The sequence below is a fragment of the Dyella sedimenti genome (assembly GCF_022760995.1).
Lineage (GTDB): Bacteria > Pseudomonadota > Gammaproteobacteria > Xanthomonadales > Rhodanobacteraceae > Dyella > Dyella sedimenti.
The window spans coordinates 246,999-273,775 of sequence record NZ_JAKWJO010000001.1 but is presented as its reverse complement, the minus strand read 5'-3'; the positions used below and the strand labels follow the sequence as shown (position 1 = coordinate 273,775).

The window sequence follows — 26,777 nt, the reverse complement described above, 5'->3', positions numbered from 1 at the left end:
TGCGGTCTTGCTCAGGGCCTTACGCGCGCCTGGCCCCACTGGATGGGCCGCCGCTTCCCAGCACCCCAGATCCCCCTTAACTCACTTCCGGGAGCGAGTTGTGTCCATCGCCGCCAAGTTCGAAATCGAATACCTGCAGTATCTCGATGCGGACGGCAACCAGGTCCGCGACGACCTGCCAGCCTTCGCCAAGGATCTCGACCATATGGTCGAGCTGTACAAGCTGATGATGTCCACCCGCGTATTCGACGCCAAGTCGGTCGCCCTGCAGCGTACCGGCAAGCTGGGCACCTACGCCAGTTGCCTGGGCCACGAGGCCGCGCACGTGGGCATCGGCAGCGCCATGAAGCCGGAGGACGTGCTGGCCCCGAGCTACCGTGAATACGGCGCGCAGCTGTACCGCGGCGTGCAGCCGCGCGAGGTCTACATGTACTGGGGCGGCGACGAGCGCGGCAACGACTACCAGAAGGAACCGGCGCGCCACGACTTCGCCTGGTCGGTGCCGATCGCCACGCAGTGCCTGCACGCGGCCGGCTCGGCGCTGGCCTTCAAGATCCGCGGCGAGAAGCGCGTGGCCGTGTGCACCATCGGCGACGGCGGTTCGTCCAAGGGCGACTTCTACGGCGCCATCAACATCGCCGGCGCGCAGAACCTGCCGCTGGTGGCGGTGATCGTCAACAACCAGTGGGCCATCTCGGTGCCGCGCAAGATCCAGTCCGGCGCGCCCACGCTGGCGCAGAAGGGCATCGCCGCGGGCCTGTACTCCATCCAGGTGGACGGCAACGACATCATCGCCGTGCGCAAGGCGATGGAGGACGCGCTGGAGCGCGCCCGCAACGGCCAGGGCGGCAGCGTGCTGGAACTGGTGACCTATCGCCTTTCCGACCACACCACCGCCGACGACGCCCGCCGCTACCGTGGCGAGCAGGAAGTGAAGGATGCCTGGGCGAAGGAGCCGATGAAGCGCCTGCGCGCCTGGCTGGTGGCCAAGGGCGTGTGGGACGACGCCAAGGAAGAGGCCTGGAAGGCCGAGTGCGACGACTGGATGGACAACGAGGTGAATGCCTACCTCGAGACCAAGACCCAGCCGGTCACGGCGATGTTCGACTACATCTTCGCCGACGTCCCCGCCGATCTCGCCAAGCAGCGCGATCGCGCCATCCAGCTCGACCAGAAGGGCCACTAAGCCATGGCACAGATCACCCTTATCGAAGCCGTCACCCAAGCGCTCGCCTATGAAATGGCCCACGACGACAGCGTCGTGGTGCTGGGCGAGGACGTCGGCGTCAACGGCGGCGTGTTCCGCGCCACCCAGGGCCTGCAGGAGAAGTTCGGCGAGCTGCGCGTGATCGACACGCCGCTGGACGAAACCACCATCGCCGGCGTCACCGTGGGCCTGGCCGCCCAGGGCATGAAGCCGGTGGCCGAGGCGCAGTTCGAGGGCTTCATCTACCCGATGATGGAGCAGATCGCCTGCCACGCCGCGCGCCTGCGCAACCGCACGCGCGGCCGCATCACCGTGCCGGCCGTGTGGCGCGCCCCGTGGGGCGGCGGCATCCGCGCGCCGGAGCACCACTCGGAAGCGAACGAGCACCTGTTCACCAACATCCCCGGCCTGCGCGTGGTGATGCCCTCCTCGCCCGCGCGCGCCTACGGCCTGCTGCTGGCGGCCATCCGCGATCCGGACCCGGTGATGTTCTTCGAACCCAAGCGCATCTACCGCCAATACAAGGAAGAAGTGCCCGACGATGGCGAGGCGCTGCCGCTGGACGTGTGCTTCGTGCTGCGCGACGGCACCGACGTCACCATCGTCACCTGGGGCGCCCAGGTGAAGGAAGCGCTGGAAGCCGCCGACGCGCTCGCCGCCGAGGGCGTCAGCGCCGAGGTGATCGACGTGGCCACGCTGACCCCGCTCGACTTCGACACCATCGCCGAGTCGGTGCAGAAGACCGGCCGCTGCGTGATCGTGCACGAGGCTCCCAAGACCGCCGGCTTCGGCGCGGAAATCGCCGCCCGCGTCGCCGAGGAATGCCTGTACGACCTGCTGGCCCCGGTCGAACGCGTCACCGGCTACGACACGCACATTCCGCTGTTCCGCCTGGAAATGAAGTACCTGCCGAGCACCGAGCGCGTGTTGGAAGCGGCCAAGCGCACGCTGGCCGCCAGCTGAGCCTCTTGCCCCTCCCCCTGCTTGCGGGGGGAGGCCGGGAGGGGGGCATCCTACGAGGCGAAGCGTTTCGTGATGGCCTCACCCCTCCCCGACCCTCCCCTGCCGTAAGCAGGGGAGGGGGTCAAGCAACGAATACCCCAAAACTTTTCGGAATTCCGAACATGGCCGACATCAAGACGTTCTACCTGCCCGACCTCGGCGAAGGCCTGCCCGACGCGACCATCGTCGAGTGGCACGTGAAGGAAGGTGACCAGATCAAGCTCGACGCCCCGCTGGTGTCGATGGAAACCGCCAAGGCGGTGGTGGACGTACCCTCGCCCTACACTGGCAAGGTCACCAAGCTGCACGGCGCTGCCGGCGACATCATCGAGACGGGCGCCGCGCTGGCCGAGTTCGAGCCCGACCCGAACGCCAAGCAGCGCGCCGAGGCCGAGGCCACCGGCCATCACCACGGCCCGAAGAAGGGCGCCGGCAGCCCGGCCCCGGACCAGGGCAAGAAGGTGGTCGCCTCCGACGAGGGCGGCGAGATCGACAGCAACGGCGCCACTGACCGCGAGGACGAAGGCACCGTGGTCGGCGCCATGGTCAGCGGCAATACCGTGCACGTCGAACAGGCCAGCAGCGTCGGCGGCGTGAAGGCCGTGCCGGCGGTGCGCGCGCTCGCCAGGAAGCTCAAGGTCGACCTCACCCGCGTGAAGCCGACCGGCGCCGACGGCGTGGTCACCCTGGCCGACGTGAAGAACGCCGCCGCCAACGGCACCGCCGCGCTGGGCGCCGCCCCGGCCCGCGGTGTACCCGCCTCGGCCGGACGCCACCTCGCGCCCGAGCTGCCCGAGCCGGGCCGCACCCCGGTGTCGCTCGCCGGCAAGCCGGTGCGCACGGCGCCACCCAGCGTGCAGGCCAGCGGCCAGCCGGAACAGTTGAAGGGCGTGCGCCGCAACATGGCGCGCGTGATGGCCGAAGCCCATGCCAACGTGGTGCCGACCACGCTGGTGGACGACGCCGACCTGCATGCCTGGATCGGCAAGCAGGACATCACCGCCCGCCTGATCCGCGCCATCGTCGCGGCCTGCAAGGCGGTGCCGGCGCTCAACGCATGGTTCGACGGCAAGAACCTCACCCGCACGCTGCACCCGCACGTGGACATCGGCATCGCCGTCGATACGGAAGAAGGCCTGTTCGTGCCCGCGCTGCGCAATGCCGACGTGCTCGACGGCGCCGGCGTGCGCGCGGCGATCAAGCGCCTGCGCGCGCAGGTGGAGGACCGCAGCATCCCGGCTTCGGAACTGGCCGGCTACACCATCAGCCTGTCCAACTTCGGCATGTTCGCCGGCCGCTATGCCACGCCGGTGGTGGTGCCGCCGTGCGTGGCCATCGTCGGCGCGGGCAAGCTGAGCCACGACGTGGTGGCGGTGATGGGCGGCATCGAGGTGCATCGCCGCCTGCCGATCTCGCTCACCTTCGACCACCGCGCCGCCACCGGCGGCGAGGCGGCGCGCTTCCTCAAGGCGTTGCTGGACGACCTGTCGCTGCCGAACTGAGCAGCCTCACTGGAAACGAAAAGCCCCGGCCATGCCGGGGCTTTTCGTTTGCGCGATCAGGTGACGAAAGCCGGGACCCGGCGGCTCCTAGGGGTAAGACCAGCCGCCAGACCCCGACTTCGTCGCGCGAAGCTTAGGAACAACGCGCTCAGTAATGCGCGATGAAGTACGCAGTGGTGTGATCCAGCGCTTTCCGCCAGCGCTGTTCGAGAGCCGCGTCATATTCCGGGTCATGCTCGGCGATGGCCTTGAGCAGGCTTTCGGTCCAGTACGAGTACAGCTCCGGCCTTACCGGGGCGCGGCCGTGGTGGCTGTGCACCATGGCCATTTGTTCCATCGTGCGCTGGGTGAGCTTGCTGCCCGCGGCAAAGTTGATGGCGGAGCTGATGCCGCGCCGCAGGGCGGGATGCAACTGGTTGAAGTCGGTATGCCGGAACATCCCTGGGATATCGGGATGGCTGGCCATGAAGATCTCGTAGAAGCGGGCGATGAAACCGCCGTGGCGCAGGCAGCGGCCATAGCTGGTCTGCAGGTCGTCGAAGTTTTCTGGCATGCCTGGCTCCCGCGTGGCGATCGATCTTCCGTGAGGCTTTGGCACGCTAGCATGCGATCCACGCATGCCCCAGGGGCATAAGGCCGCAATGCCACGACCGCGGTACGCCGCGCCAAGCCTTGACGGCGCATCGACCGCTTCGCCGCTATACGATGGCTCGCCACGCCATGGGAATCGGCACCATGCATCACAGCCGCTTGTGCACCATCGTCATCGACTGCCGCGCCGACGACCTGGCCGAGGCCGCTACCTTCTGGAGCCGCGCGCTGGGCAAGTCGCTGGTCACGCTGGACCAGGATGGCGACGGCCGCTACGCCGAGCTGGCCACGGCGGACGATGAGCCGATCATCCTGCTGCAGCGGGTGGAACACGAAAGCCGCGTGCACCTGGACATCGAGACCGACGACCTGGAGGCCGAGGCGAAGCGCCTGGAGGCGCTGGGCGCGCGCCGCATCGCCTTCGTGCGCGAGCGCTGGTGGGTGATGGAGGCGCCAAGCGGGCATCGCTTCTGCGTGGTGCGCCGGCAGCGCGATACATTCGGGCCGCACCTCAACCGCTGGGAGTGACCCGCATGACCGCGCCCGCCGCCACTGGCCGCCACGTTGGCTGACGCCCGCCGCCCGTGGTTGGCGCGGCTCGCGCCCGGGCTGGCGGAGCTGCAGCACTACCGCCGTGCGTGGCTGCGCGCCGACGTGCAGGCTGGCCTGTCGGTGGCCGCCGTCGCCCTGCCCATCGGCATCGCCTATGCGCAGTTGGCCGGCTTCGGGCCGGTCGTGGGCCTATACAGCACGGTGCTGCCGATGATCGTGTACGCCCTGTTCGGCTCGTCGGGCCAGCTGATCGTGGGCCCTGATGCCGCCACCTGCGCCATGCTCGGCGCCACGCTGATGCCGCTGGCGGCGCCCGGCAGCGACGACTACCAGGCCTACGCGATGTCGCTGACCCTCATCACCGGCGTGCTGTGCCTGGCGGCGGGGCGCTTCCGGCTCGGCTTCCTCGCCGATTTCCTTTCGCGCCCCATCCTGGTCGGCCTGCTCAATGGCGTGGCGATCAGCATCCTGGCGAGCCAGTCGGGCAAGGTGCTGGGACTGGCGCTGAAGGGCAGCGACACGATCGGACAGGTGCATTCGCTGCTGCTGCAACTGCCCTATCTCCACCTGCCGACCACGCTGCTTTCGGCGGGCGTGTTCGCGGCATTCTTCGCGGTGAAGCTGCTTTGGCCGCGCGGCCCCGCCGCGCTGGTGGCGCTGGCCGGGGCCACGTTCGCCTCCTGGACACTGGACCTGGCTGGCCGGGGCGTGGCGGTGATCGGCGCCATTCCCGCCGGATTGCCGCACTGGGTGTCGCCCTCGCTGCCGCACCAGTTGCTGGGCACGCTGGTCCCCGCCGCCGGGGCGCTGACCCTGATTACCTTCAGCAGCGGCATGCTCACCAGCCGCAGCTTCGCCGCCAGGAACGGCTACCACGTCGACGGCAACCAGGAGTTCTTCGCGCTGGGCCTGTCGCACTTGGCCAGCGCGGCGTGCCAGGGCTTCGCCATCAGCGGTTCCAGCTCGCGCACGGCGGTCAACGACGCGGCCGGCGGCAAGAGCCGGCTGGTATCAGTCGTGGCGGCGCTGGCCATCCTGCTGGCGATGCTGTTCTTCGGCGATGCGCTGGGCCTGCTGCCGCAGGCGGCGCTGAGCGCGATCCTGGTGGCGGCGGCGCTCAGCCTGATCGACCTGGGCGGCCTGCGCGAGCTGCGCCACTTCAGCCGCAGCGAACACCTGATCGCGCTCGCCACGCTGGTGGGCGTGGTGCTGTTCGGGGTGATGTCCGGCATCCTGCTCGCGGTGACCATCGCCCTGCTGTATTTCCTGTCGCAGGTGGCCCGTCCCGCCGAACAGCAGTTCGGCCGGATCGACGGCCGCGACGGCTTCTACGAGCTGGCGCATTACCCGGAGGCACGGGCGGTGCCGGGCTTGCTGATCTATCGCTTCGAGTCGCCGCTGACCTTCTTCAACGCCGACTACTTCCGCCGCCGCGTGCTGCGCCTGGCCGGGCTGCAGCATCCGCGCTGGGTGGTGATCGACGCCATCTCGATGACCAAGAACGACCTCACCGGCTTCCTGGCCATCGACGAGCTGCGGCGCGAACTGCAGCACGACGGTATCCAGCTGGTGATCGCCGGACGCACGCCGCAACTGGTGAAGAACATGACCCGCGCCGGGCTGTCGCCGGAGCACACCGGCATCCTGTATTTCCCGTCGCGGCAGGCGGCGCTACTGGCCTATCGCCAACGATTCGACGACGCCTCCCATCCCTCGCCTTTGTAGGAGCGCCCTGTGCGCGATCGGCTTGCCGCGGTCGCGCACAGGGTGCGCTCCTACAGGGGAAACGTTCCGGCTCAGCCGGCGCGCCGGGCGAAGATCAGGTGCAGCCCGAACGCCACGAACACCGCGCCAGCCAGCCCGTCGATCCAGCGCGATAGCCTCAGGTAGCCGCGCCGCATCGCCGGCAGCGCGAACACGCCGGCCACCAGGGTGAACCACAGCAGGGTCTCGATCACCACCATGCTCCACAGGCCCCAGCGCGCCGCCGCCCCCACGCCATCGCCCAGGAAGGCGGAGAACACGCTGCCGAAGTAGATCACCACCTTGGGATTGGACAGGTTGGTCAGCAGCCCCGCGCGCAAGGTGGCCCAGTCGCTCTGCTGCAATGCCTGCTGCGGCTCGCCGGCCACGGCCGGGGCGCGCAACACGCCGCGCAGCATCTTCAGGCCCATCCAGGCCAGGTAGAGGCCGCCGGCCACCGAGATCAGCCGTTCCAGCCAGGCCAGGCGTTGCAGCAGCAACTGCAGCCCCGCCAGCGCCAGCGCCGACCACACCAGCACGCCCAGGGTGATGCCGACGACGCCGAACAGGGCCTGGCGGCGCGCGCGGCTCACGGCGGTCTGCGACACGAAGAAGAAATCCGGGCCGGGGCTCATCAGGGCCACCAGGTGCACCACGGCGATGGTCAGGAACAGGCTCACACGACTCTCCACGGCGACGGAACGCGCTTCCGCGCGGCGACGCAGCTTGTCGCCGGCACGGTGGTTCCTCTAGGCTGAGCCGCTATTTTGACACGGCCGGAGCCTGTTTCCGGCCGCCCAGGGGATTTCCGGTTCGCCAGGACAGGCCCGGCCACGCCCGGCCTGACGACCGGCGTGCGCCTTCCCCGACCGATCACCACTTGCCTTGACCACGACGAACACGCCGATGAATCTCCGACTGCGCCTGATCGCGATGAACTTCCTGCAATTCTTCGTGTGGGGGTCGTGGCTGCTCACCATCGGCGCGTACTGGTTCCAGACCAAGCAGTGGTCCGGCGCGCAGTTCGGCGCGATCTTCTCCACCATGGGCATCGCCTCGCTGTTCATGCCCTCCATCGCGGGCGTGATCGCGGACAAGTACATCAACGCGGAAAAGCTCTACGGCATTTTCCACCTGTGCGGCGCGGCCATCCTGTTCTGCGTGCCGATGATGCGGTCGCCGGGCCTGATGTTCTGGGTGATGCTGCTGAACATGATGTTCTACATGCCCACCATCTCGCTCTCTATCACGGTGGCCTACAACGCGCTCAAGAGCGACGGCAAGGACATCATCCGCGACTATCCGCCGATCCGCGTATGGGGCACGGTGGGCTTCATCGCCGCGCTGTGGACGGTGAGCCTGCTGCACCTGGAAACCTCCTCGGGCCAGTTCTACGTGGCCTCCGGCGCGGCGCTGCTGCTGGGCCTGTACGCCTTCACCCTGCCGCCCTGCCCGCCGCGCTTCCAGCGCAGCGCGCAGCCGTCATGGCTGGACACCCTCGGGCTCACCTCGTTCAAGCTGTTCCGCGACGCGCGCATGGCGATCTTCTTCATCTTCGCCATGCTGCTGGGCGCGGCGCTGCAGCTGACCAACGCCTACGGCGACACCTTCCTGCACGATTTCGCCAGGATGGACGCGTACAAGGACCTGGTGGCGGTGCGCTACCCGGCCATCATCATGTCCATCTCGCAGATTTCCGAAACGCTGTTCATCCTGGCCATCCCGTTCTTCCTGCGCCGCTTCGGCATCAAGACGGTGATGCTGATCAGCATGCTGGCCTGGACGCTGCGCTTCGGCCTGTTCGCCTACGGCAACCCCGGCCCGGGGCTGTGGATGATCGTGCTCTCGTGCATCGTCTACGGCATGGCGTTCGACTTCTTCAACATCTCCGGCTCGCTGTTCGTGGAGGGCCAGAGCGACCCGTCCATCCGCGCCAGCGCGCAGGGCCTGTTCATGCTGATGACCAACGGCATCGGCGCGGTGCTGGGCAGCTCGATCAGCGGCCTGGTGATTCAGGCGTTCTTCACCCATCCGGACCAGGGCAAGGACTGGCACGGTATCTGGATCACCTTCGCGAGCTACTCGTTGATCGTGGCGGTGCTGTTCATGCTGCTGTTCAAGCACAAGCATGATCCGGCGCGGACTCTGGCCGCCAAGACCGTTCACTGACGCGCGAGCTTGCTGTAGGAGCGCACCCAGTGCGCGATAGGCGAGTGGAGCGAGAGGCCAGGCCGGTCGCGCACTGGGTGCGCTCCTACATGGTGTCTTGCCGCCCGCTACAATAGCCCGATGCAGATCGGCCCCTACCGCATCGACCCGCCCGTGGTGCTCGCGCCCATGGCCGGGGTCACCGACAAACCGTTCCGCCTGCTGTGCAAACGGCTGGGCGCGGGCCTGGCCGTGTCGGAGATGACCCATTCGGACCCGCGCCTATGGCAGACGCGCAAGTCGCGCCAGCGCATGGACCACGCGGGCGAGCCCGAGCCGGTCAGCGTGCAGATCGCCGGCTACGACCCGGCCATGCTGGCCGAGGCCGCGCGCTACAACGCGGACCACGGCGCGCAGATCATCGACATCAACATGGGCTGCCCGGCCAAGAAGGTGTGCAACGTGTGGTCGGGCTCCGCGCTGCTGCAGGACGAGCCGCTGGTGGCGCGCATCGTCAAGGCCGTGGTGGATGCGGTGGACGTGCCGGTGACGCTGAAGATCCGCACCGGCTGGGATCGACAAAACAGGAATGCGCTGACCATCGCCAGGATCGCCGAGGATGCCGGCATCGCCGCCCTCGCCGTGCACGGCCGCACGCGCGCGGACAAGTACGAGGGCGAGGCGGAGTACGAAACGATCGCCGCGGTGAAGTCGGCCATCCGCATCCCGGTGCTGGCCAATGGCGACGTGCTTGCGCCCAGGCAGGCAAAGCGCGTGCTCGACGCCACCGGCGCCGACGCGGTGATGATCGGGCGCGGTGCCCAGGGCCGGCCGTGGATCTTCCGCGAGATCGCCCATTACCTCGCCACCGGCGAATTGCTGCCCGAGCCGGCACCGGACGAGGTAGGCGCGATCCTGCTCCATCACCTGGAGCAGTTGTACGCCTTCTACGGCGAGCAGCAGGGCGTGCGCATCGCGCGCAAGCACCTGGGCTGGTATGCGAAGGACCGCCCGGAGAACGCCGCCTTCCGCGAAGTGGTGAACCGCGCCGAAAGCGCCGTCGAACAACTGCGCCTGACCCGCGAGTATTTCGCCGCGCTGGACGCCGGAGAGCGGCTGGCGGCCTGAGCGGTCGAATCTCTTCCCTGTGGGAGCGCACCCTGTGCGCGACCGCTGTTGCTTCCTTGTCCCGGTCGCGCACTGGGTGCGCTCCTACAGAGAGGGCAAGGCTTTGGGCCAAGTCGGTCCATCCCGCTGCAAGGGGCTTCACCGGACCGCAGACCCGGCCCGGTGAAGCAAAGGTCACTTGGAAAGCTCGAGCAAGGTGGAATTGATCCAGCCCTTGTTGCCCAGCTCGTCCTCGACTTCCCACATCGCGCCCTGCTTGCTGCCGGTGGGATAGAGCGTCAAGCCGGGCGTGACGTCGCGTACGGGCTTGCCCCCGGATGCCGTGGCGAGCAGGCGCCCCTTCGCCGTTACCGTCACCGACTGCCTGGCGTTGGCCTGGGCCGCATTGCCGGAGAGGCCGCCCAGCTGCGTCACCATCTCGGTGTAGGCCAGCAGGTAGGCCATGGTGATGACCTGGCCGATGGTGGTGTTGGCATAGCCGCCGACACCGGCGGCCCCCAGGCCGGAACCGCCGAACAGCGCGCCGCCCGCGCCAAAGCCGATGTCGGTTTTTTTCGCGCTGCCTTCGGTCATGGCCACCTGTTCGGAGGAGCGCACGTCGGTCAGGGTCAGCACGACGTCGGCGGTCTTGGTCGAGAAGTTGACGTTGCTGGCGATGGCGCCGGCGCTTCCGCCCACCAGGCCCCCGAGCAGGCCACCGATCGAACTGCCGCCCGCGTCGCGGTTGCTCGACACCAGGTCCGGCACCAGCACGTAGTCGGCCGCCTTCACCTGGCCCTTGCCGAGGTTGGACTGCGCGCGCAACTCGCCGCCCGAGGCCAATGCGCGTTCACGCAGGGCAGCATCCATGCCCGCCCCGCGGTCGACCAGGGTGAAGCAGCCGGACTTGCTGACGAATACCTTGATGAGCTTGGACGGCGCCGGCAGTTGCTGGCCGGTCCACCAGTTGTTGGCGGCCTCGGGCTCGTTGACCGCCACCGTGCCCAGCTTGCGGGTGCATACCGGGATCTGCGCCTCCTGCGCCTTGCGCTGATCGTCCACGCTTTGCGTGGCGCCCTTCATGTCCATAGTGCTGCAGCCTGCCGCTGTCGCCACAACACCGCACAGGGCCGCCATGGCTGCCCCGAGTTTCCCATTGCTTTTCATTCCCACTCCCTAACCTTGTCGAATCGAGTCCTTTCGAGGTCGCGTCTGCGGTGGTGGACTCGGAGAAAGACCCCGGACGCCGATGGCGGTGCGGCCGTGTCCCTTCGCCACAGATACATCGACACACGCGCCATCAAGCAGATTCGCAGCACGAGGCCGCCGTTCGATATATCCATCCGGCTCATATTCGTGTCGGCGCAATCGCTTTGATGACGTGGCGTGTTCCACGTCAAACAATTAACAATAAAGACGCAAACCCTTGCGCCCGGCTTCAGGGCATCATCCGGCTTTGCCTGCCGAAACGACCCTATGCTGCGATTCCGCCCCAACCGGATGGCACGGCCGAGGGCAGCGCTCATGGCGTTGATCGCCTGCATCTGCCTGCCGCTTGCCGGCTGCGAGGCCACCCTGTTCGCCGGGCTCAACGCCACCGACCAGCACGAGGACATCACGGGGCAGCACGGCATCGTGTTCGATGCGGCGCATGGCCTGGCCCTGGACGTCTACCGGCCCGCGCATGCGGACCACGCCCCCGTGGTGGTGTTCTTCTACGGCGGCAGTTGGGCGCATGGCGAGCGGGCGTGGTATCGCTTCGTGGGCACGGCGCTGGCGGCGCATGGCGTGCTGGTGGTGATTCCCGATTACCGCAAGGTGCCGCAGGTGCGGCTGGACGGCTTCATGCGGGATGCCGCCGGGGCGGTGGCCTGGACACGTGCGCATGCGGCGGCGCTGGGCGGCGATCCGGACGACGTGTTCGTGATGGGCCATTCGGCCGGCGGGCAGATCGCCGCGCTGCTGGCCACCGATCCGTCCTGGCTGGGCGCGCGGGGGATGCGGCCCGGCGACCTGGCCGGCTTGATCGGCCTGGCCGGCTGCTATGCCTTCGTGCCGATCACCGCCACGCGCGACCAGGACATGCGCGAGGCCTTCGGCGATACGCCCGCCGAGCAGCGGCGCGCCGAACCCATCGCCCATGTGCGCGGCGCCGAGCCGCCGATGCTGTTGCTGCAAGGCATCGACGACGACGAGGTGTCTCCCGCCAACGCCATCGCCCTGCATCGCGCCATGCTGCTGCGGAACGAGGAGGCAACGCTGAGGCTGTATCCCGGCGTGGGCCACGAGTCGCTGCTGTTCGCGCTGTCGCGCCCGCTGCGTGCGGATGCGCCGACGCTGGAGGACATCCTGGCGTTTATCCGGGACCATCCCCCGGCTCGTCCAGGAACGCCCGGATCGCTGGCCCCAGCGACGCGCTGAACGCCTCGCCGTGGCTCAATCCGGTAAACAGCCGCCACTCCACCCGCAGGCCAGGTACGCCGCGTAGCCGCCCGGCCAAGGACTGCGCGGGCATCGGCGCGGCCGGGGTCGATGGCGCGTCCCGGCGCTGCTCCGCCCCGCCGGCCATCAGCAGCAGCCGGGTCTTGGCGCGGGGTGCGCCGGCGACAAAGGCATCGGCTTCCTCGTCCATCAGCGGCGCCTGCCAGCCCAGCGCGGGGCTGGCCGCCGCATGGAAGGCGAACAGGCCGGGCCGCGTGTACAGCGCGTGCAGCGCCAGCAGGCCGCCGTAGGAATGGCCCCAGATGCCTTGCCGTTGCGGATCCACCGGCCATGCGGCGGCCACGCGCGGCATCAGCCGTTGCTGGACGAAATCGAGGAAGGCATCGGCGCCGCCGCCGCGCCGGCCAGGCACGCGCGGATCGAGCGCGGGCTGCCCATCGCGCCGAGGCGGGGTGTAGTCCAGCGCGCGCGCCGTGGCGTCGAAATAGGCGTCGGTGTCGTAGCCCACCGCCACCAGCAGCACGCCGCCGCGCAAGGGCGATGCATGGTCCGCCGCCGTCAGCGCGGCCATCGCGGCATTGCCGTCGAGCAGGTACAGCACCGGATAGCCGCCCGCCGGCGGTGGGCCGATGGCGACGACCTGGATGCGATAGCGATGCCCTTCCGGCCCCTCCATGGACAGGATGGCAAGGCGCGATGCATCGACGCCCACCGCCTCGGCCGGCGGCTGGGCAGCGGGCGGGCGCATGGCATCGAAGCGCTGTGCCAGGGCCAAGGGCATGAGCAATATGGCGACGAAGGCCGCCCCGAGCCGGCACCTTGCACTCATAGCTGCACGTTCACGCCCACCCACAGGCGGCGGCCGTCGTCGATATTGTTGTAGTCGTCATAGGCCAGGCGGCGGTCGGTGAGGTTGTACAGCGCCGCGTTCAGCGTGGTGCCGTGGTTGACCCGCCAGGACAGGCCCAGGTCGGCGGTGGCGTAGGAACCGTACTCGCGCACCGTGCGGCCGTCGGGCGTGGTGATCGGCCGGCCCGCGCTGCCGGTGCGCAGCTGCGCATTGATCTCCTTGCCATGGTAGTTGGCGGCGGCCCACAGGCTGAAGCGGCGGGTGGCGTTCCAGTCCATGCGCGCATTGCCCAGCCACTTGGGCGTGCGCGCCAGCGCGTAGCCCTTGTAGTCGCCGCTCTGCTGCTTGGAATCGGTGTAGGTGGCGTTGCCCTTGAAGGTCCATGCGCGCTGCGGCGACCAGTGCGCGGTGAGTTCGGCGCCGCGGATGCGCGCCTTGTCCACGTTGCGGTAGTAGTACACGCGATAGTTCGGGTCCTCGCTCCAGCGCAGGTAGTTGCCGTTGGCGTCCAGCGGCTGCACGTCCGTCACCTTGTCGTGGAAGGCGGTGTGGAACAGCGTGAGGCCGGTGCTGAAACCGGCACGGTTGTCCCATAGCGCGGCCACTTCGGTGCTGGTGCTGGTCTCGGCCTTGAGGTTGGGATCGCCGATGATCACCGCGCAGTTGCCGTTGGGACCGTAGCTGCAGCCCGCGCCGCCGGTGGTGTAGGCGTAGCCGGGCGCGATCTGGCGGATCTCCGGCGCGCGGAAGCCGCGCGACACGCCGCCCTTGAAGGTGAAGTCGTCGGTGGCATGCCATACGCCATACAGGCGTGGACTCCAGTGGTTGCCGTAGATCTCGTGGTGGTCCACCCGTACCCCGCCGGTAAGCGCGAAGCGCTGGGCCAGTTGCCATTCGTCCTCGGCGAAGGCGGCGCTCTGGGTGATGCTGAAACGCTCGTCGCGGCCCGTGCGGTGGCCTGGGTTCTGGTCGACCAGGCGGCCTTTCCGCCATTGCCCGCCCAGCACCAGGTTGTGCGCATCGCGTGGCAGCGACAGCTTGCCGTCGGCGGTGCGGTTGCGGATTTCCGGGGCGCGCGCATTGCGCAGGTAGTCCATCGCGCTGGCCTGGCGGGTGTAGCTGAGACGCCGCGCCGTTTCCTGGTATAGCGCCAGGTCGGACTGGCCCCACGACCAGCGCCCGGCATGCGACGCCGACCAACGGTTGCGCGGGTTGCGGTTGTAGGTGTCGGCGGCATTGGCGGCCAGCGTGTCGCCGCCATGGTTCTCGCGGCGCACGCTTTCATGGCTGGCCTCCAGCAGCACTTCCTGCTGCTTGCTGGGTGCGAGCGCCAGGCGCGCGGTGACGTCGCCCTCGCGCGAGCCGGGATAGCCATTGAGGATGCCGTCCTCCTGGCGCTGGTAGCGGCGGCCCCATAGTTGCAGCCCGATCTGCTCGCCGGCCAGCGGGCCGCCGAGGTAGAACTGCCCTTGCCAGGCATCGCCCGAGTCGCCGTGCTGCTGCACGGTGTAGTCCATGCCCAGCGAGCCGCCCCAGTGGCGGGGAACCTTGCGCGTGATGATGTTGATGACACCTCCCATGGCGTCCGAGCCGTACAGTGAGGACATCGGTCCGCGCACCACCTCGATGCGCTCGATCGCCTCCAGCGGCGGGATGAAGCTCTGCTCGAAACCCGAATTGCCGTTGGTGCGGCTGTCGCGCGTGCTCTGGCGCTTGCCGTCCACCAGGATCAGCGTGTACTGCCCCGGCATGCCGCGCATGAAGATGTCGCGCTCGCCGGCCGGGCCGGTGATGCTCACGCCCTCCACGTCACGCAGGGCGTCGGTGAGGTCGTGGAACGGACGCTTTTCCAGCTCCGGCCGGGTAATCACGGAAATGCTGGCGGGCGCGTTCTCGATCACCTGCTCGAAGCCGGCCGCGGTCACCACCACGGTTTCCATGTCCTTGGCGTCGCGATGGGAGGGTTCATGGCTTTGCGCCATGGCCGGTGCGGCGAGCGCGGCGCACAGGCAGGCCGCCAGGCGACGGCGGCTCATGAAAGAGAGGGATGGCGAACGGAGAGACATGGAGTGCTCCTTGCGACAGGCACAGGACGGCCCGGCCCGTGCGGAGACAGGCTGCGGGGATGGCATCGAAGGGAGGTCCGGCGGGGAACGGACCTGGCGCGCGGGTCATCGGCCCGTGATGGCTATTCCCTGGCCGGGAGATTCATGCCCGGCATCGCAAGAATATACGATCGAGAATGATTCTCATCAACCCATCCATCGCATGCATGAGCATTCCCTTACGCGGCATGAAGCCGCAGCGGCGTGAGCGCCACGGCAACACCAGGCCGGTGTACGGTAAATGCCCCACCCACTACGCCTGCCGCCGTGAACAGCATCGCCACCGGTGATTTTCCCTATATCCACGGTTTCTCCGCCGAGGAGCAGTCGCGCCTGGTGCGCCAGGCGCGCATGTTCGAGACCCAGCTGTTCAGCCATATCGACTACAGCGAGTCCTCCCGCCTGCTCGAAGTGGGCTGCGGCGTGGGCGCACAGACCGAGGTCCTGCTGCGCCGCTTCCCCAACCTGCATGTCACCGGCGTGGATCGCTCCGCCGCGCAACTCGCATCCGCCGAACGGAACCTGGCGGCCACGGCATGGTGCGAGGCCCGCTACACCCTGCAGCAGGCCGATGCCACCGACCTGCCCTTCGCCGACCGCAGCTTCGACGCCGCCTACCTGTGCTGGGTGCTGGAACACATGCCCAGCCCGGCGCGCGTGCTGAGCGAGCTGCGCCGCGTGCTCAGCCCCGGCGCGGTGGTGTATGTGACCGAGGTGCTCAATGCCTCGTTCTTCCTCGATCCGTATTCGCCCAACCTGCTGCGCTACTGGATGGCCTTCAACGACCACCAGTACGACAGCGGCGGCGACCCGTTCATCGGCGCCAAGCTGGGCAATCTGCTGCTGGCCGGCGGTTACCGCGACGTGCGGACCGAGGTGAAGAGCCTGCACCTGGACAACCGCCAGCCCGGCAAGCGCAAGCAGATGATCGCCTTCTGGGAGGAACTGCTGCTGTCGGCGGCCGACCAGCTGGTGGCCGCCGGCAAGGTGGACGCCGCGACGGTCGAGGGCATGCGCCGCGAACTGCAAGCGGTGCGCAACGATCCGAACGCGGTGTTCTTCTTCGCCTTCGTGCAGGCGCGTGCGCTGGTCTACTGAGCCGGCTTCGTCACGAAGCCGTAGTCGGCCAGCACCGGCTTGAGCGCGGCGATCCACAGCGCGTAGCCCGCCGGCAACATGTGCAGGCCGTCGGGGCGGAACAGCTCGGGGCGCGGCTTGCCCTGCGCATCGAGCATGACGGGCGCGATGTCCACGAAGCGCACCTCCTTCTGGCTGGCGGCCCAGTCGCGGATCTTGTCGTTGGCGGCCTTCATGGCCGGCCACAGCGCGATGCGGGCGAGGCTGGGCTTGATCGAAATGTAGACGATCGGCACGCCGGGCACGCCCTGGCGCACGCGCGCCACGAAGCGCTGGAACGAGGCGAGCACCTGGTCGGCCGTCGCGCCGTCGTTGATGTCGTTGTCACCGGCATACATCACCACCAGGCGGGGCTTGTACGGCCATACGATGCGGTCGGCATAATAGGTGGAGTCGGGCAACGCCGAACCGCCGAAGCCGCGGTTGATTACCGGAATGCCCGGGAAATCCTGCGCCAGCGACTTCCAGAACTGGATCGAGGAGCTGCCGATGAACAGCACCCCGCCCGGCGCGGGCGGATGGGCACGGTCGGCGGCGACGAAGGCGTCGATGTCCGGCTTCCAGTGGGAAGGCGGCGCGCTGTCGGCTAGGGCGCCGGACGACAAGGTGCCCAGCAGCAGGAAGGCGGCCAGGACACGCCAGATCAGTCGCTTCATCAGCTCTCTCCTCAAGGGGGAAGGTCGATTATGTCTGCCGCGGCAGGTATCGCCAAACGCACGGGCGGCCCCTCCTGGTCCCTCGGCGCCCTCCGTTCGTCCCCCGGCCGCCTCGGCTCGTCACTTCGCGCTTGTCCCGCCCGCGTTTCGGCGCAGGGTGGGAAGCCCGGCCCCAAGGAACCCGCCATGCGCCGCCGCGACCTGCTCAAGACCGCCCTCGCCCTGCCCCTGCTGCCCTGGGCCGTCTCGCCCGCCCTGGCAAGCGCCAGCGCCACCCTGGAACGCATGGCGGCGGCGGGCCTGCGTCCCCGCGTGCGTCCCGGCCAGCCGGGCTGGCCCTCGGCGGCGCAATGGGAGCAGCTCGACCGGGCGGTAGGCGGCCACCTGCAGGCCCTGCGCTCGCCCTTCGAAGCCGATGCGGCCCGCCAGGAAGCGCTGGCGCAGATCAAGAACCCGTACTACCTCGGCGACCATCCCGCGCTCACCCAGACCAGCGGCTGGGTGGATGCCTGGACCTCGCGGCCCAGCGCCTATGCGGTGGCCGCGGAGAACGCCCAGGAGGTGGCCGCGGCGGTGAACTTCGCCCGCCAGCACCACCTGCGGCTGGTGGTGAAGGGCGGCGGCCACAGCTACCAGGGCACCTCGGACGCGCCCGATTCCCTGCTGGTCTGGACCCGTCCCATGAACAAGGTGACCCTGCACGATGCCTTCGTGCCACAAGGCTGCGAAGGCATGCAAGCTCCATGTCCCGCCGTCTCGGCGCAGGCCGGCGCCATGTGGGTGGACGCCTACGGCGCGGTCACCACGTGGGGCGGCCGCTACGTGCAGGGCGGCGGCTGCATGACGGTGGGCGTGGCGGGACTGATCCAGAGCGGCGGCTTCGGCAGCTTCTCCAAGCGCTTCGGCACGGCCAGCGGCGGCCTGCTGGAGGCCGAGGTGGTGACGGCCGACGGCAGAATCCGGGTGGCCAACGCCCGCCGCGAGCCGGAGCTGTTCTGGGCGCTCAAGGGCGGCGGGGGCGGCAGCCTGGGCGTGGTCACCCGCCTGACCCTGCTCACCCACGAGCTGCCGGCCACCTTCGGCGCCGTGTTCGGCACCATCCGGGCCGATTCCGACGCGGCCTACCGCGCCCTGGTCGCGCAGGCCATGCGCTTCTACCGCGACGCGCTGTTCAACCCGCACTGGGGCGAGCAGTTGGTGTTCGGCAGCGACAACACGCTGCGGCTGTCGATGGTGTTCCAGGGGCTGGAACAGGCCCAGGCCGAACAGGTATGGGCACCGTTCCTGGCCTGGGTGCGCGCCCGCCCCGACTGCCGCTTCACGGCCGAACCCCGGGTGATCGCGATGCCGGCCCGGCATTTCTGGGACGCGGACTTCTTCCGCGCGCACATGCCCGGGCTGGTCGTGCCAGACGGCCGCCCGGGCGCCCTGAGCGACCATGTGCTGTGGGCCGGCGACCAGGGCCAGGTAGGCCAGTTCCTGCATGGCTACCGCTCGGCCTGGCTGCCGCAGTCGCTGCTCGACGCGGGCCGCCAGGAAGCGCTGGTCGATGCGCTGTACGCCGCCAGCCGCCAGTGGGAAGTGTCGCTGCACTTCAACAAGGGCCTGGCCGGGGCGCCGGCCGATGCGCTGGCGCGCTCGCGCGACACCGCGATGAATCCGCAGGCCCTCGACGCCTTCGCGCTGGCCATCATCGCCGGGGAAGGCGCCGCGGCCTTCCCCGGCATGCCGGGCCCCGGGCCGGACCTGCCGGCGGCACGCCAGGCGGCCGCAGGCATCGACCGCTCGATGGACGCCCTGCTGCGGGCCGCCCCGGACGCGGGTTCCTACGTCTCGGAAAGCAACTACTTCGAACGCGACTGGCAGCGCTCGTTCTGGGGCGGCAACTACACCCGGCTTGCCGCCGCCAAGCGTCGCTACGACCCCGCCGGCCTGTTCTTCGTGCGCCACGGCGTGGGCAGCGAAGCCTGGAGCGAGGATGGCTTCACGCCGCTGGCGGCCGGAAGCCTCAAGGGCTCCGCGTAGGCAGCTGCCCCTCTCCCGCCTTTCCCTGCAGGCGTTCGCTCCTCCCCGCCAGGGGAGGTTGGGCCGGTTGGCCTCCCACCACGGGCCGCCGCGACCCGACTGCGCTATGCTCCGCCCGCTCTGGCGGCCTCGTGGATGGGGGATTTCGCCCGGGAAAAGGCCGCAAAGCCGTCCAAATGGCTGAATCGGCATGAAATCGTCATGTCCGCCCTCCAAGCTGAGGCTGCAAAGCCGGGATGGGCCGTGTATCATGCGCCACCCCTTTTATCTCTTTATCCGTAAGGAAGGATATAAACCGCGATGAGCAACTTCCTCTTCACCTCCGAGTCGGTTTCCGAAGGCCACCCGGACAAAGTCGCCGACCAGATCTCCGATGCCGTGCTCGATGCGATCATCGCGCAGGATCCGCGTGCGCGCGTGGCCTGCGAAACGATGGTGAAGACGGGCGTGGCGATCGTCGCCGGCGAAATCACCACCAGCGCCTGGATCGACCTGGAAGCGCTGACCCGCAAGGTCATCGTCGACATCGGCTATGACTCCTCCGAGGTCGGCTTCGACGGCGAGACCTGCGGCGTGCTGAACCTGATCGGCAAGCAGTCGCCGGACATCAACCAGGGCGTGGACCGCAAGAAGCCGGAAGAACAGGGCGCTGGCGACCAGGGCCTGATGTTCGGCTACGCGACCAATGAAACCCGCGACTACATGCCGGCGGCGATCTACTACTCGCACCGCCTGGTGGAACAGCAGGCCAAGGTTCGCAAGAAGAAGAACTCGCCGCTGCCGTGGCTGCGCCCGGACGCCAAGAGCCAGGTCACCCTGCGCTACGAAAACGGCGTGGCGACCGCCATCGACGCCGTGGTGCTATCGACCCAGCACGATCCGGACGTGAAGCAGAAGGACTTGGTCGAGGCCGTCCGCGAATACATCCTCAAGCCCGTGCTGCCGTCCAAGCTGCTGCACAAGGGCACCAAGTTCCACATCAACCCGACCGGCAAGTTCGTGATCGGCGGCCCGGTGGGCGACTGCGGCCTGACCGGCCGCAAGATCATCGTCGACACCTACGGCGGCTGGGCCCGCCATGGCGGCGGCGCGTTCTCCGGCAAGGATCCGTCGAAGGTGGACCGCTCGGCCGCCTACGCCGCCCGCTACGTAGCCAAGAACATCGTGGCCGCCGGCATCGCCGACCGCTGCGAGGTGCAGGTTTCCTACGCCATCGGCGTGGCCGAGCCGACCTCGATCTCGGTCACCACTTTCGGCACCGGCAAGATCGCCGACGAGAAGATCGAGAAGCTGATCCGCAAGCACTTCGACCTGCGCCCGTACGGCATCATCAAGATGCTCGACCTGATCCATCCGATGTACCAGCAGACCGCGAGCTACGGCCACTTCGGCCGCACCCCGCAGGAAGTGAAGGGTCCGGACGGCAAGGTCTACTCCACCTTCTCGTGGGAAAAGACCGACAAGGCCGAGGCGCTGCGCGCCGATGCCAAGCTGAAGTAAGCCGCGCTTGCTTCACACGGAAACGGGCCGCGAAAGCGGCCCGTTTCCGTTGGAGTCGCTCGACACGCTCTTCTGTAGGAGCGCACCCAGTGCGCGACCGCTCGGGAGCCATGGCTCCGCTGCCCTGCAGGTTTTCGCGCACTGGGTGTGCTCCTATAAACGAGCGTCATCCCACCCATGAAAAACGGGCCGCCAGGGCGACCCGTCTCTTGCGTCCCGGTTGTCCCTTTTCGCCCTACTTGTCCGGCGAGGGACTGGCGGAAGCCACCTTCTGCGCGGTGCGCGGGGCGGTGGCGGGACAGGTCGCGGTTTTCTTCTTCTTCGAGCACGTGGCGGTGCGGGCCGCCACCGCATCGGCCTTGCCGCGGCGGTGATGGCGCCGTGTGGCGGGCGTGGCATCGGCCAGGGCAGCGGCTTTGGCCGACGACCTGGCCGCGCGCCCCTTGGTGGCGCCTACCGGGCCGGCCACGGCGGCGACCAGTTCCGGGGGCGTTTCGCGATCGTCGAAGCCGTCGTCGAGCAGGCGCGCCATCAGGCGGTCGCGCGAGGCGGCGGTATGGCCACCCATCACCACGCTGAACAGGCGGCGGCCGTCGCGCGTCGCGGTGGAAGCCAGGTTGAAGCCGGAGACGTTGGTGAAGCCGGTCTTGAGGCCATCCATGCCCGGATACTTGTCCATCAGGTTGTTGTGCCCGCGCACCAGCTGGCCACGGAAGGTGAATTCCTTGGTGGAGAAGTAATGCGCGTACTGCGGGAAGTCGTGGTACAGCGCCATGGCCAGCTTGCTCATGTCGCGGGCCGTGGTGGTGTCGTCCGGATCGGGCAGGCCGGAGGCATTGGCGAAGCGGGTGTTGCTCATGCCCAGCAGTTGCGCCTGGGCGTTCATCATCTCGACGAAATGGCCCTCGGAGCCGCCCAGGCCCTCGGCCATCACGGTGGCGGCATCGTTGGCCGACTTGGTGATCATGCCCAGCACGCAGTCCTCGACCGAGATGGTCTGGCCGCCACGCAGGCCCAGCTTGGTGGGCGCCTTGGAAGCGGCCCAGGAGGACACCGGCAGTTCCTGGTCCAACCGCACCGTGCCGCGCTCGATCGCCTGGAAGGTGAGGTACAGGGTCATCATCTTGGCCAGCGAGGCCGGATGGTTGGGCTCATCGGCATTGACGGCGGTAATCACCTGGCCGTCGGTCTCGTTGACCACGATGGCCGCATAGCCGGCGTGCGCCGAACCCGCCAGCATGGCCAGGCTGCACAGCAGCATGGTCAGCAGGCCCTTGAAGCAGTTCGCCCCCCTACCCGGCGTTATGGACTTGGTCGCCACTCCGATTCCTCGCTTCCGCCACGCCGCTTGCCCGTAGCGCACCCGCTACAGGCATAGACAATACTTGAATTAGCCAGCATAAGTCCATGTTTCCATGGACGATAAAACGACACCAACGCAATCGATGTCGTCTTCGCGCAGATTTCACCGTGAAGGTTTTGTCTACGGCGCAAGTGAGTTTGCCCGCAAAAGCCATCAGGTGAAAGGGTTTTGTTCAGCCAGATCACGCCCTTGGCGCTATCGGGACACGCTGACGGAGCCTGTCGGCATTCGGCCCGGCCGGTCCATCGCCTACAATGAGCGGATGTCCCTGATCCAACTCCAGCGCGTCGATTTCAGCATCGGCGGCCCGCTCCTGCTCGAACATGTCGACCTCGCCATCGAAGCCAACGAACGCGTCTGCGTCGTGGGCCGCAATGGCGAAGGCAAGTCCACTCTGATGAAGCTGATTGCCGGCGAACTGAAGCCGGACGATGGCGAGATACGCGTGCAGAACGGCGTGGTCGTGGCGCGCATGGCGCAGGAAGTGCCGCAGGACACCGCCGGCAGCGTGTTCGACGTGGTGGCCGAGGGCCTGGGCGATCTCGGCCAGCTGCTGGCGCGCTACCACCACCTGCTCACGGAAGGCGACATGGAAGGACTGGGCGAGGTGCAGTCGCAGATCGAGGCGCGCCACGGCTGGGACCTGGACCGCCGCGTCGCCGACGTGATCCAGCGCCTGGAACTGCCCGGCGAGACCGACTTCGCCGCGCTCTCCGGCGGCATGAAGCGCCGCGTGCTGCTGGCCCAGGCGCTGGTGCGCAAGCCCGACGTGCTGCTGCTGGACGAGCCCACCAATCACCTCGACATCGAGGCTATCGGCTGGCTGGAAACCTTCCTGCGCCAGTTCGAGGGCAGCATCGTCTTCATCACCCATGACCGCAGCTTCCTGCGTGCGCTGGCCACGCGCATCGTGGAGATCGATCGCGGCCAGCTCACCGACTGGCCGGGCGACTACGACAACTACCTGCGCCGCCGCGAGGAACGCCTGCACGCCGAGGCGCAGGCCAACGCGCACTTCGACCGTAAGCTCGCGCAGGAAGAGGTATGGATCCGCCAGGGCATCAAGGCCCGCCGCACGCGCAACGAAGGCCGCGTGCGCGCGCTCAAGGCCTTGCGCGTGGAGCGCGCCCAGCGTCGCGAATTGTCCGGCAACGTGAGGATGACGCTGGCCAACGCGCAGGCCTCGGGCAAGAAAGTGATCGAGCTGGAGCACGTGCACCAGGGCTATGGCGGCCGCGTGCTGATCGACGACCTGAGCACCACCCTCATGCGCGGCGACCGCGTGGGCATCATCGGCCCCAACGGCGCCGGCAAGAGCACGCTGCTGAAGATCATGCTGGGCGAGCTCAAGCCCGAGCGCGGCCACGCCACCCTGGGCACCGGCATCCAGGTCGCCTACTTCGACCAGCACCGCGTGCAGCTCAACGACCAGCTCAATGCGCTGGACAACGTGGCCGAGGGCCGCGAATACATCGAGCTCAACGGCGGCCGCAAGCACATCATCGGCTACCTGCAGGACTTCCTGTTTTCGCCCGAGCGCGCCCGCGCCCCGATCACCCGCCTGTCCGGCGGCGAGCGCAACCGCCTGCTGCTGGCCAAGCTGTTCGCGCAGCCGTCCAACCTGCTGGTGATGGACGAACCCACCAACGACCTCGACGTGGAAACGCTGGAACTGCTGGAGGAACTGCTGACCGACTACCAGGGCACGCTGCTGCTGGTGTCGCACGATCGCGAATTCCTCGACAACGTGGTGTCCAGCACGCTGGTGCTGGAAGGCGACGGCAAGGTCGGCGACTACGTGGGCGGCTACAGCGACTGGCTGCGCCAGCGGCCGGCCGCCGTCGCGTCCAGCGCCAAGCCCGCCGAATCGAAGGCCGGCGCGGCTGCCTCCCCACCGGCCGCCGAGGCGAGGAAAAAGCTCAGCTACAAGGACGCCCGCGAACTGGAGCAGTTGCCCGCGCGCATCGAGGCGCTGGAAACGGACATCGCCGCGCGCACCGAGGCCATGAACGATCCGGACTTCTTCCGCCAGGACAGCGCCACCGTGATGAAGGCCAACGAGGCGCTGGCCAGGCTGCAGGCGGAACTGGATTCGGCCTACGCGCGCTGGTCCGAACTGGACGGCTGAACGTCCATTCCGCACGGCAGCCACAGCCGGGCCAGCGCGCCGCCGCCCGTCGCGCGCGGCAGCAAGGCGACGCCTCCATCGTGCGCCTCGGCGATCTGCCGCGCCAGCGCCAGCCCGATGCCCGAGCCGCCGGGCTTGGTAGTGAAGAACGGCACGAACAGGTTGTCGCTGGGCGGCAGGCCGGGGCCATCGTCCTCCACCTCGATCAGCGCGTGCGCGCCCTCGCGGCGCCAGCGCATGCGCACGGTGCCCGCCGGCGCGGCTTCCACCGCATTGCGCACCAGATTGATCAAAGCCTGTTCCAACTGGTCCGGATCGGCATGCAGCGGCATCGCCTCGCCCTCCTCCACCTGCACGGCGAGGCGTTGTTCAAGCCGCGCGACCTTTCGCACCAGCACGCCCAGCTCGATGGAACGCTGTTGCAGCGGCGGCAGGCGCGCCAGCCGGCTGTAGCTGGCGAGGAAGCGCCCCAGCGATTCCGCGCGATGCGCGATGATCTCCACCCCTCCCTGGAAATCCGCGCGCCAGTCGTCCGGCAGGGGATCGCGCGCCAGCAGCGCGGCCAGCGTGCCCGCCATCGAGCGGATCGGCGCCAGTGAATTGTTCAGTTCATGGCCGAGCACGCGCAGCAGGCGCTGCCAGGCCTGGCGCTCTTCCTCGCGCAGCACGCGTCCCACGTCGTTGACCACCAGCAGTCGTCCGCCGCGTCCGCCGCTGCGCAGCGGCGCATGGCGGATCTCGTAGCGACCCATGCCGCCGGCAAAGCCGTGGCTGACCACACGCATCGATGGCGAAGCCAGCCATTCGCCAAAGCCCAGCTCGTCCGCGCTGCGGCCGAACAACTGGTCGCGGCTGCGATCCAGCAGGCGCTGCCCCGCGGGATTGACCAGGCGCAGGCGCAGCGATTCGTCAAAGGCGAACACCGCGCTGTCGAGCGCGGCCAGCGTCTTGCCGAGCAGGTGCGAGGATTCCTCGTAGGCGAGTCGTTCCTGCTGCAGGCGCTCGGCCAGCGCATTGACGTCGTAGACCACATCGCCCAGCACGCCGCCCTGCACGCCGCGCAGGCTGTAGTCACCCTCGCGCAACGCTTCGAGCAGGCCGGACAGCGTGTGCAGCGGATAGCTGATGCGCCGCATGTGCCGCCGCACCAGCCAGGCGGTCGCCACCAGCGCGCCGCCCCACAGCGCCGCGGCGGTGGGCCACGGATCGGGATGCCATAGCCAGCCCACCCCCGCCGCCAGCCAGGCCGGCAAGGCCGTCAGCAGGGCGCCGGCGCCGACGCGCCGCTCGAAGCGCGGCAGCCGGCCGCTGCGGGAATCAGCCGGCACCGCTTTCATCGGCCGCGTCGCGCAGGTCGTGCTTCTCCAGCCGCCGGTACAGCGACTGCCGCGTGATGCCCAGCGCATCGGCCGCGCGCTGCAGGTTGCCCTGGTGGCGCTGCAGCGCGCGCCTGACCAGCCAGCCCTCGGCCTGTTCCAGCGTCATGTCGTCGAGATCCGGAGCCGCTTCCAGCGGTGCACCGAAGGCGAGCGCGGCCGCATCGACCTGGTCGCCGTCGGCCAGCAGCGCCGCACGCTCCATCAGGTGTTGCAGCTCGCGCACGTTGCCCGGCCAGCGCCAGTCCAGCAGCGCACGCTCCGCCGAAGGCGCCAGGCGTAATCCGCAGCGGCCATGGCGCTGGCCGCTACGCGTCAGGAACAGGCGGGCCAGCGCGAGGATGTCCTGGTGACGCTCGCGCAGCGGCGGCAGGTGGATCTCCAGCGTGTTGAGGCGGTAGAGCAGGTCCTTGCGGAAACGGCCCGCCGCCACCTCGGCGGACAGGTCCGCGTTGGTGGCCGACACCAGCCGCACGTCCACGCGCTGCGTGCGCGAGGAACCGAGCCGCTCGAACTCGCCATCCTCCAATACGCGCAGCAGCTTGGGCTGCTGCGAGGCCGGCACGTTGCCCACCTCGTCGAGGAACAACGTGCCGCCATCGGCCAGCTCGAAGCGGCCGATGCGCTCACCCTTGGCGTCGGTATAGGCGCCACGCACGTGGCCGAACATTTCCGACTCGAACACGCTCTCGGCGATGCCGCCCATATTGACCTTGACCAGCGACCGCCCGGCCCGCGACGACAACCGATGGATGCGCTGCGCGATCACGCCCTTGCCGGTGCCGTTCTCGCCCAGCACCAGCACGTTGGCGTCGCTGGGCGCCACGCGCTCGATCAGCGCGGCCACGCGCCGCATCGCCGGCGATTCGGCGACGATGCCATCGCCTTCGTCGCCGCGCAGCAAGGCGTTTTCCGCCTCCAGCCGGCGCTGCCGTCGCGCGCCCTCGCGCAGGGCGATCTGCGCGCGCAGCACCGACAGCAGCCGCGCGTTGTCCCAGGGTTTCTCCACGAAGTCGGCGGCGCCGCGGCGCATCGCCTCCACCGTCAACGGCACGTTGCCCCAGGCGGTCATCACCACCACCGGCAGTTCCGGCGCCTGCTGGCGCAGTCGCGCGAGCAGGTCCAGCCCTTCCTCGCCTGAGGTGGTGTCGCGGCGGTAGTTGCAATCGATCAGCGCACAGGCGAAGTCCTGCCGGCGTGCCGCCTCCACTGCCGCTTCCGGGTCGGCCACCCCGACACTGGCGATTCCCTCGGACTTCAGCAGCAGGCGCAGGGCCTCGCGCACGTCGGCCTGGTCATCGGCCAGCAGGATGGTGGGCGGGGATGGGCGCGTCATGCCTTCA

General features: G+C 68.7%; 21 protein-coding genes. 12 read left to right on the top strand and 9 right to left on the bottom strand.

Annotation, left to right across the window (positions count from 1 at the left end):
• The first annotated feature begins 100 nt into the window (after positions 1-100).
• The 3 genes from pdhA (at position 101) to MJ605_RS01235 (ending at position 3,711) form a co-directional block, all read left to right on the top strand.
• Entirely contained in the window at positions 101-1,186 is a 1,086-nt protein-coding gene (gene pdhA, locus MJ605_RS01245; RefSeq protein ID WP_243039038.1) for a pyruvate dehydrogenase (acetyl-transferring) E1 component subunit alpha, read from the top strand.
• Between the two features lie 3 nt (positions 1,187-1,189).
• Positions 1,190-2,170 (top strand): alpha-ketoacid dehydrogenase subunit beta, encoded by a 981-nt coding sequence (locus tag MJ605_RS01240; RefSeq protein ID WP_243039037.1) that lies wholly within the window; start codon positions 1,190-1,192, stop codon positions 2,168-2,170.
• Between the two features lie 161 nt (positions 2,171-2,331).
• Complete coding sequence (locus MJ605_RS01235; RefSeq protein ID WP_243039036.1) at positions 2,332-3,711, top strand: dihydrolipoamide acetyltransferase family protein; 1,380 nt, start codon at positions 2,332-2,334, stop codon at positions 3,709-3,711.
• 148 nt (positions 3,712-3,859) lie between these two features.
• Here MJ605_RS01235 and MJ605_RS01230 read toward each other — a convergent pair whose 3' ends face one another.
• The gene (locus tag MJ605_RS01230) at positions 3,860-4,264 is read right to left on the bottom strand and encodes a globin (protein WP_243039035.1); all 405 of its coding nucleotides are present in this window, start codon (positions 4,262-4,264) and stop codon (positions 3,860-3,862) included.
• Between the two features lie 182 nt (positions 4,265-4,446).
• Here MJ605_RS01230 and MJ605_RS01225 point away from each other — a divergent pair, with 182 nt between their 5' ends.
• Together MJ605_RS01225 and MJ605_RS01220 are read left to right on the top strand one after the other, a co-directional pair.
• A complete protein-coding gene (locus tag MJ605_RS01225; protein WP_243039034.1) occupies positions 4,447-4,830 on the top strand; it encodes a VOC family protein in 384 nt (127 codons plus the stop codon).
• 36 nt (positions 4,831-4,866) lie between these two features.
• A complete protein-coding gene (locus MJ605_RS01220; protein WP_243039033.1) occupies positions 4,867-6,579 on the top strand; it encodes a SulP family inorganic anion transporter in 1,713 nt (570 codons plus the stop codon).
• Positions 6,580-6,650: 71 nt separating this feature from the next.
• Here the strand turns inward: MJ605_RS01220 and rhtC are convergent, their stop codons facing one another.
• The gene (gene rhtC, locus MJ605_RS01215) at positions 6,651-7,277 is read right to left on the bottom strand and encodes a threonine export protein RhtC (protein ID WP_345779505.1); all 627 of its coding nucleotides are present in this window, start codon (positions 7,275-7,277) and stop codon (positions 6,651-6,653) included.
• A 226-nt stretch (positions 7,278-7,503) separates the two neighbouring features.
• Here rhtC and MJ605_RS01210 point away from each other — a divergent pair, with 226 nt between their 5' ends.
• On the top strand, positions 7,504-8,766 hold the full coding sequence (locus MJ605_RS01210; protein ID WP_243039032.1) for a nucleoside permease: 1,263 nt from the start codon (positions 7,504-7,506) through the stop codon (positions 8,764-8,766).
• 120 nt (positions 8,767-8,886) lie between these two features.
• Positions 8,887-9,873 carry a tRNA dihydrouridine synthase DusB gene (gene dusB, locus MJ605_RS01205; RefSeq protein WP_243039031.1) on the top strand — a complete coding sequence of 329 codons (987 nt, stop codon included), beginning with the start codon at positions 8,887-8,889 and terminating at the stop codon, positions 9,871-9,873.
• A gap of 174 nt (positions 9,874-10,047) precedes the next feature.
• On the opposite strand, the gene MJ605_RS01200 is transcribed toward dusB, so the two are convergent.
• Positions 10,048-11,019: a CsgG/HfaB family protein gene (locus tag MJ605_RS01200; protein WP_425600952.1), complete on the bottom strand. Its 972-nt coding sequence runs from the start codon at positions 11,017-11,019 to the stop codon at positions 10,048-10,050.
• Between the two features lie 357 nt (positions 11,020-11,376).
• Between MJ605_RS01200 and MJ605_RS01195 the strand changes: the two genes are divergently transcribed.
• Positions 11,377-12,273, top strand: coding sequence for an alpha/beta hydrolase (locus tag MJ605_RS01195; protein WP_243039029.1), 897 nt, complete (start codon positions 11,377-11,379; stop codon positions 12,271-12,273).
• Here the strand turns inward: MJ605_RS01195 and MJ605_RS01190 are convergent.
• Both MJ605_RS01190 and MJ605_RS01185 read right to left on the bottom strand, forming a co-directional pair.
• A complete protein-coding gene (locus MJ605_RS01190; RefSeq protein ID WP_243039028.1) occupies positions 12,209-13,075 on the bottom strand; it encodes an alpha/beta hydrolase in 867 nt (288 codons plus the stop codon). The genes MJ605_RS01195 and MJ605_RS01190 overlap by 65 nt on opposite strands.
• Before the next feature lie 44 nt (positions 13,076-13,119).
• A complete protein-coding gene (locus tag MJ605_RS01185) occupies positions 13,120-15,210 on the bottom strand; it encodes a TonB-dependent receptor domain-containing protein (protein ID WP_243039027.1) in 2,091 nt (696 codons plus the stop codon).
• A gap of 306 nt (positions 15,211-15,516) precedes the next feature.
• Here MJ605_RS01185 and MJ605_RS01180 point away from each other — a divergent pair, with 306 nt between their 5' ends.
• Positions 15,517-16,347 carry a class I SAM-dependent methyltransferase gene (locus MJ605_RS01180; RefSeq protein WP_425600951.1) on the top strand — a complete coding sequence of 277 codons (831 nt, stop codon included), beginning with the start codon at positions 15,517-15,519 and terminating at the stop codon, positions 16,345-16,347.
• Here the strand turns inward: MJ605_RS01180 and MJ605_RS01175 are convergent.
• Positions 16,341-17,042, bottom strand: coding sequence for an SGNH/GDSL hydrolase family protein (locus MJ605_RS01175; protein ID WP_243039026.1), 702 nt, complete (start codon positions 17,040-17,042; stop codon positions 16,341-16,343). The two genes, MJ605_RS01180 and MJ605_RS01175, sit on opposite strands and share 7 nt — an antisense overlap.
• A 186-nt stretch (positions 17,043-17,228) precedes the next feature.
• On the opposite strand from MJ605_RS01175, the gene MJ605_RS01170 reads away from it, so the two are divergent.
• Complete coding sequence (locus tag MJ605_RS01170; RefSeq protein WP_243039025.1) at positions 17,229-19,067, top strand: FAD-binding oxidoreductase; 1,839 nt, start codon at positions 17,229-17,231, stop codon at positions 19,065-19,067.
• A 300-nt stretch (positions 19,068-19,367) separates the two neighbouring features.
• The gene (gene metK, locus MJ605_RS01165; protein WP_243039024.1) at positions 19,368-20,567 is read left to right on the top strand and encodes a methionine adenosyltransferase; all 1,200 of its coding nucleotides are present in this window, start codon (positions 19,368-19,370) and stop codon (positions 20,565-20,567) included.
• A gap of 235 nt (positions 20,568-20,802) precedes the next feature.
• On the opposite strand, the gene MJ605_RS01160 is transcribed toward metK, so the two are convergent.
• Complete coding sequence (locus tag MJ605_RS01160) at positions 20,803-21,888, bottom strand: D-alanyl-D-alanine carboxypeptidase family protein (protein ID WP_243039023.1); 1,086 nt, start codon at positions 21,886-21,888, stop codon at positions 20,803-20,805.
• 304 nt (positions 21,889-22,192) lie between these two features.
• Here MJ605_RS01160 and MJ605_RS01155 point away from each other — a divergent pair, with 304 nt between their 5' ends.
• Entirely contained in the window at positions 22,193-24,058 is a 1,866-nt protein-coding gene (locus MJ605_RS01155; protein WP_243039022.1) for an ATP-binding cassette domain-containing protein, read from the top strand.
• Here MJ605_RS01155 and MJ605_RS01150 read toward each other — a convergent pair.
• Together MJ605_RS01150 and MJ605_RS01145 are read right to left on the bottom strand one after the other, a co-directional pair.
• Positions 24,028-25,395: a sensor histidine kinase gene (locus tag MJ605_RS01150; RefSeq protein WP_425600950.1), complete on the bottom strand. Its 1,368-nt coding sequence runs from the start codon at positions 25,393-25,395 to the stop codon at positions 24,028-24,030. The two genes, MJ605_RS01155 and MJ605_RS01150, sit on opposite strands and share 31 nt — an antisense overlap.
• Entirely contained in the window at positions 25,376-26,770 is a 1,395-nt protein-coding gene (locus tag MJ605_RS01145) for a sigma-54-dependent transcriptional regulator (protein ID WP_243039020.1), read from the bottom strand. Before MJ605_RS01145 ends, MJ605_RS01150 begins: the two co-directional genes overlap by 20 nt.
• Positions 26,771-26,777 lie beyond the last annotated feature (7 nt).

Bases quoted from the DNA above. Each gene is read 5' to 3' on its own strand.
- MJ605_RS01240 (WP_243039037.1), top strand. From the start codon at position 1,190: ATGGCACAGATCACCCTTATCGAAGCCGTCACCCAAGCGCTCGCCTAT.
- MJ605_RS01235 (WP_243039036.1), top strand. From the start codon at position 2,332: ATGGCCGACATCAAGACGTTCTACCTGCCCGACCTCGGCGAAGGCCTG.
- MJ605_RS01230 (WP_243039035.1), bottom strand. From the start codon at position 4,264: ATGCCAGAAAACTTCGACGACCTGCAGACCAGCTATGGCCGCTGCCTG.
- MJ605_RS01225 (WP_243039034.1), top strand. From the start codon at position 4,447: ATGCATCACAGCCGCTTGTGCACCATCGTCATCGACTGCCGCGCCGAC.
- MJ605_RS01210 (WP_243039032.1), top strand. From the start codon at position 7,504: ATGAATCTCCGACTGCGCCTGATCGCGATGAACTTCCTGCAATTCTTC.
- dusB (WP_243039031.1), top strand. From the start codon at position 8,887: ATGCAGATCGGCCCCTACCGCATCGACCCGCCCGTGGTGCTCGCGCCC.
- MJ605_RS01200 (WP_425600952.1), bottom strand. From the start codon at position 11,019: ATGAAAAGCAATGGGAAACTCGGGGCAGCCATGGCGGCCCTGTGCGGT.
- MJ605_RS01195 (WP_243039029.1), top strand. From the start codon at position 11,377: ATGGCGTTGATCGCCTGCATCTGCCTGCCGCTTGCCGGCTGCGAGGCC.
- MJ605_RS01190 (WP_243039028.1), bottom strand. From the start codon at position 13,075: ATGCCCTTGGCCCTGGCACAGCGCTTCGATGCCATGCGCCCGCCCGCT.
- MJ605_RS01185 (WP_243039027.1), bottom strand. From the start codon at position 15,210: ATGTCTCTCCGTTCGCCATCCCTCTCTTTCATGAGCCGCCGTCGCCTG.
- MJ605_RS01175 (WP_243039026.1), bottom strand. From the start codon at position 17,042: ATGAAGCGACTGATCTGGCGTGTCCTGGCCGCCTTCCTGCTGCTGGGC.
- MJ605_RS01170 (WP_243039025.1), top strand. From the start codon at position 17,229: ATGCGCCGCCGCGACCTGCTCAAGACCGCCCTCGCCCTGCCCCTGCTG.
- metK (WP_243039024.1), top strand. From the start codon at position 19,368: ATGAGCAACTTCCTCTTCACCTCCGAGTCGGTTTCCGAAGGCCACCCG.
- MJ605_RS01155 (WP_243039022.1), top strand. From the start codon at position 22,193: ATGTCCCTGATCCAACTCCAGCGCGTCGATTTCAGCATCGGCGGCCCG.
- MJ605_RS01150 (WP_425600950.1), bottom strand. From the start codon at position 25,395: ATGAAAGCGGTGCCGGCTGATTCCCGCAGCGGCCGGCTGCCGCGCTTC.
- MJ605_RS01145 (WP_243039020.1), bottom strand. From the start codon at position 26,770: ATGACGCGCCCATCCCCGCCCACCATCCTGCTGGCCGATGACCAGGCC.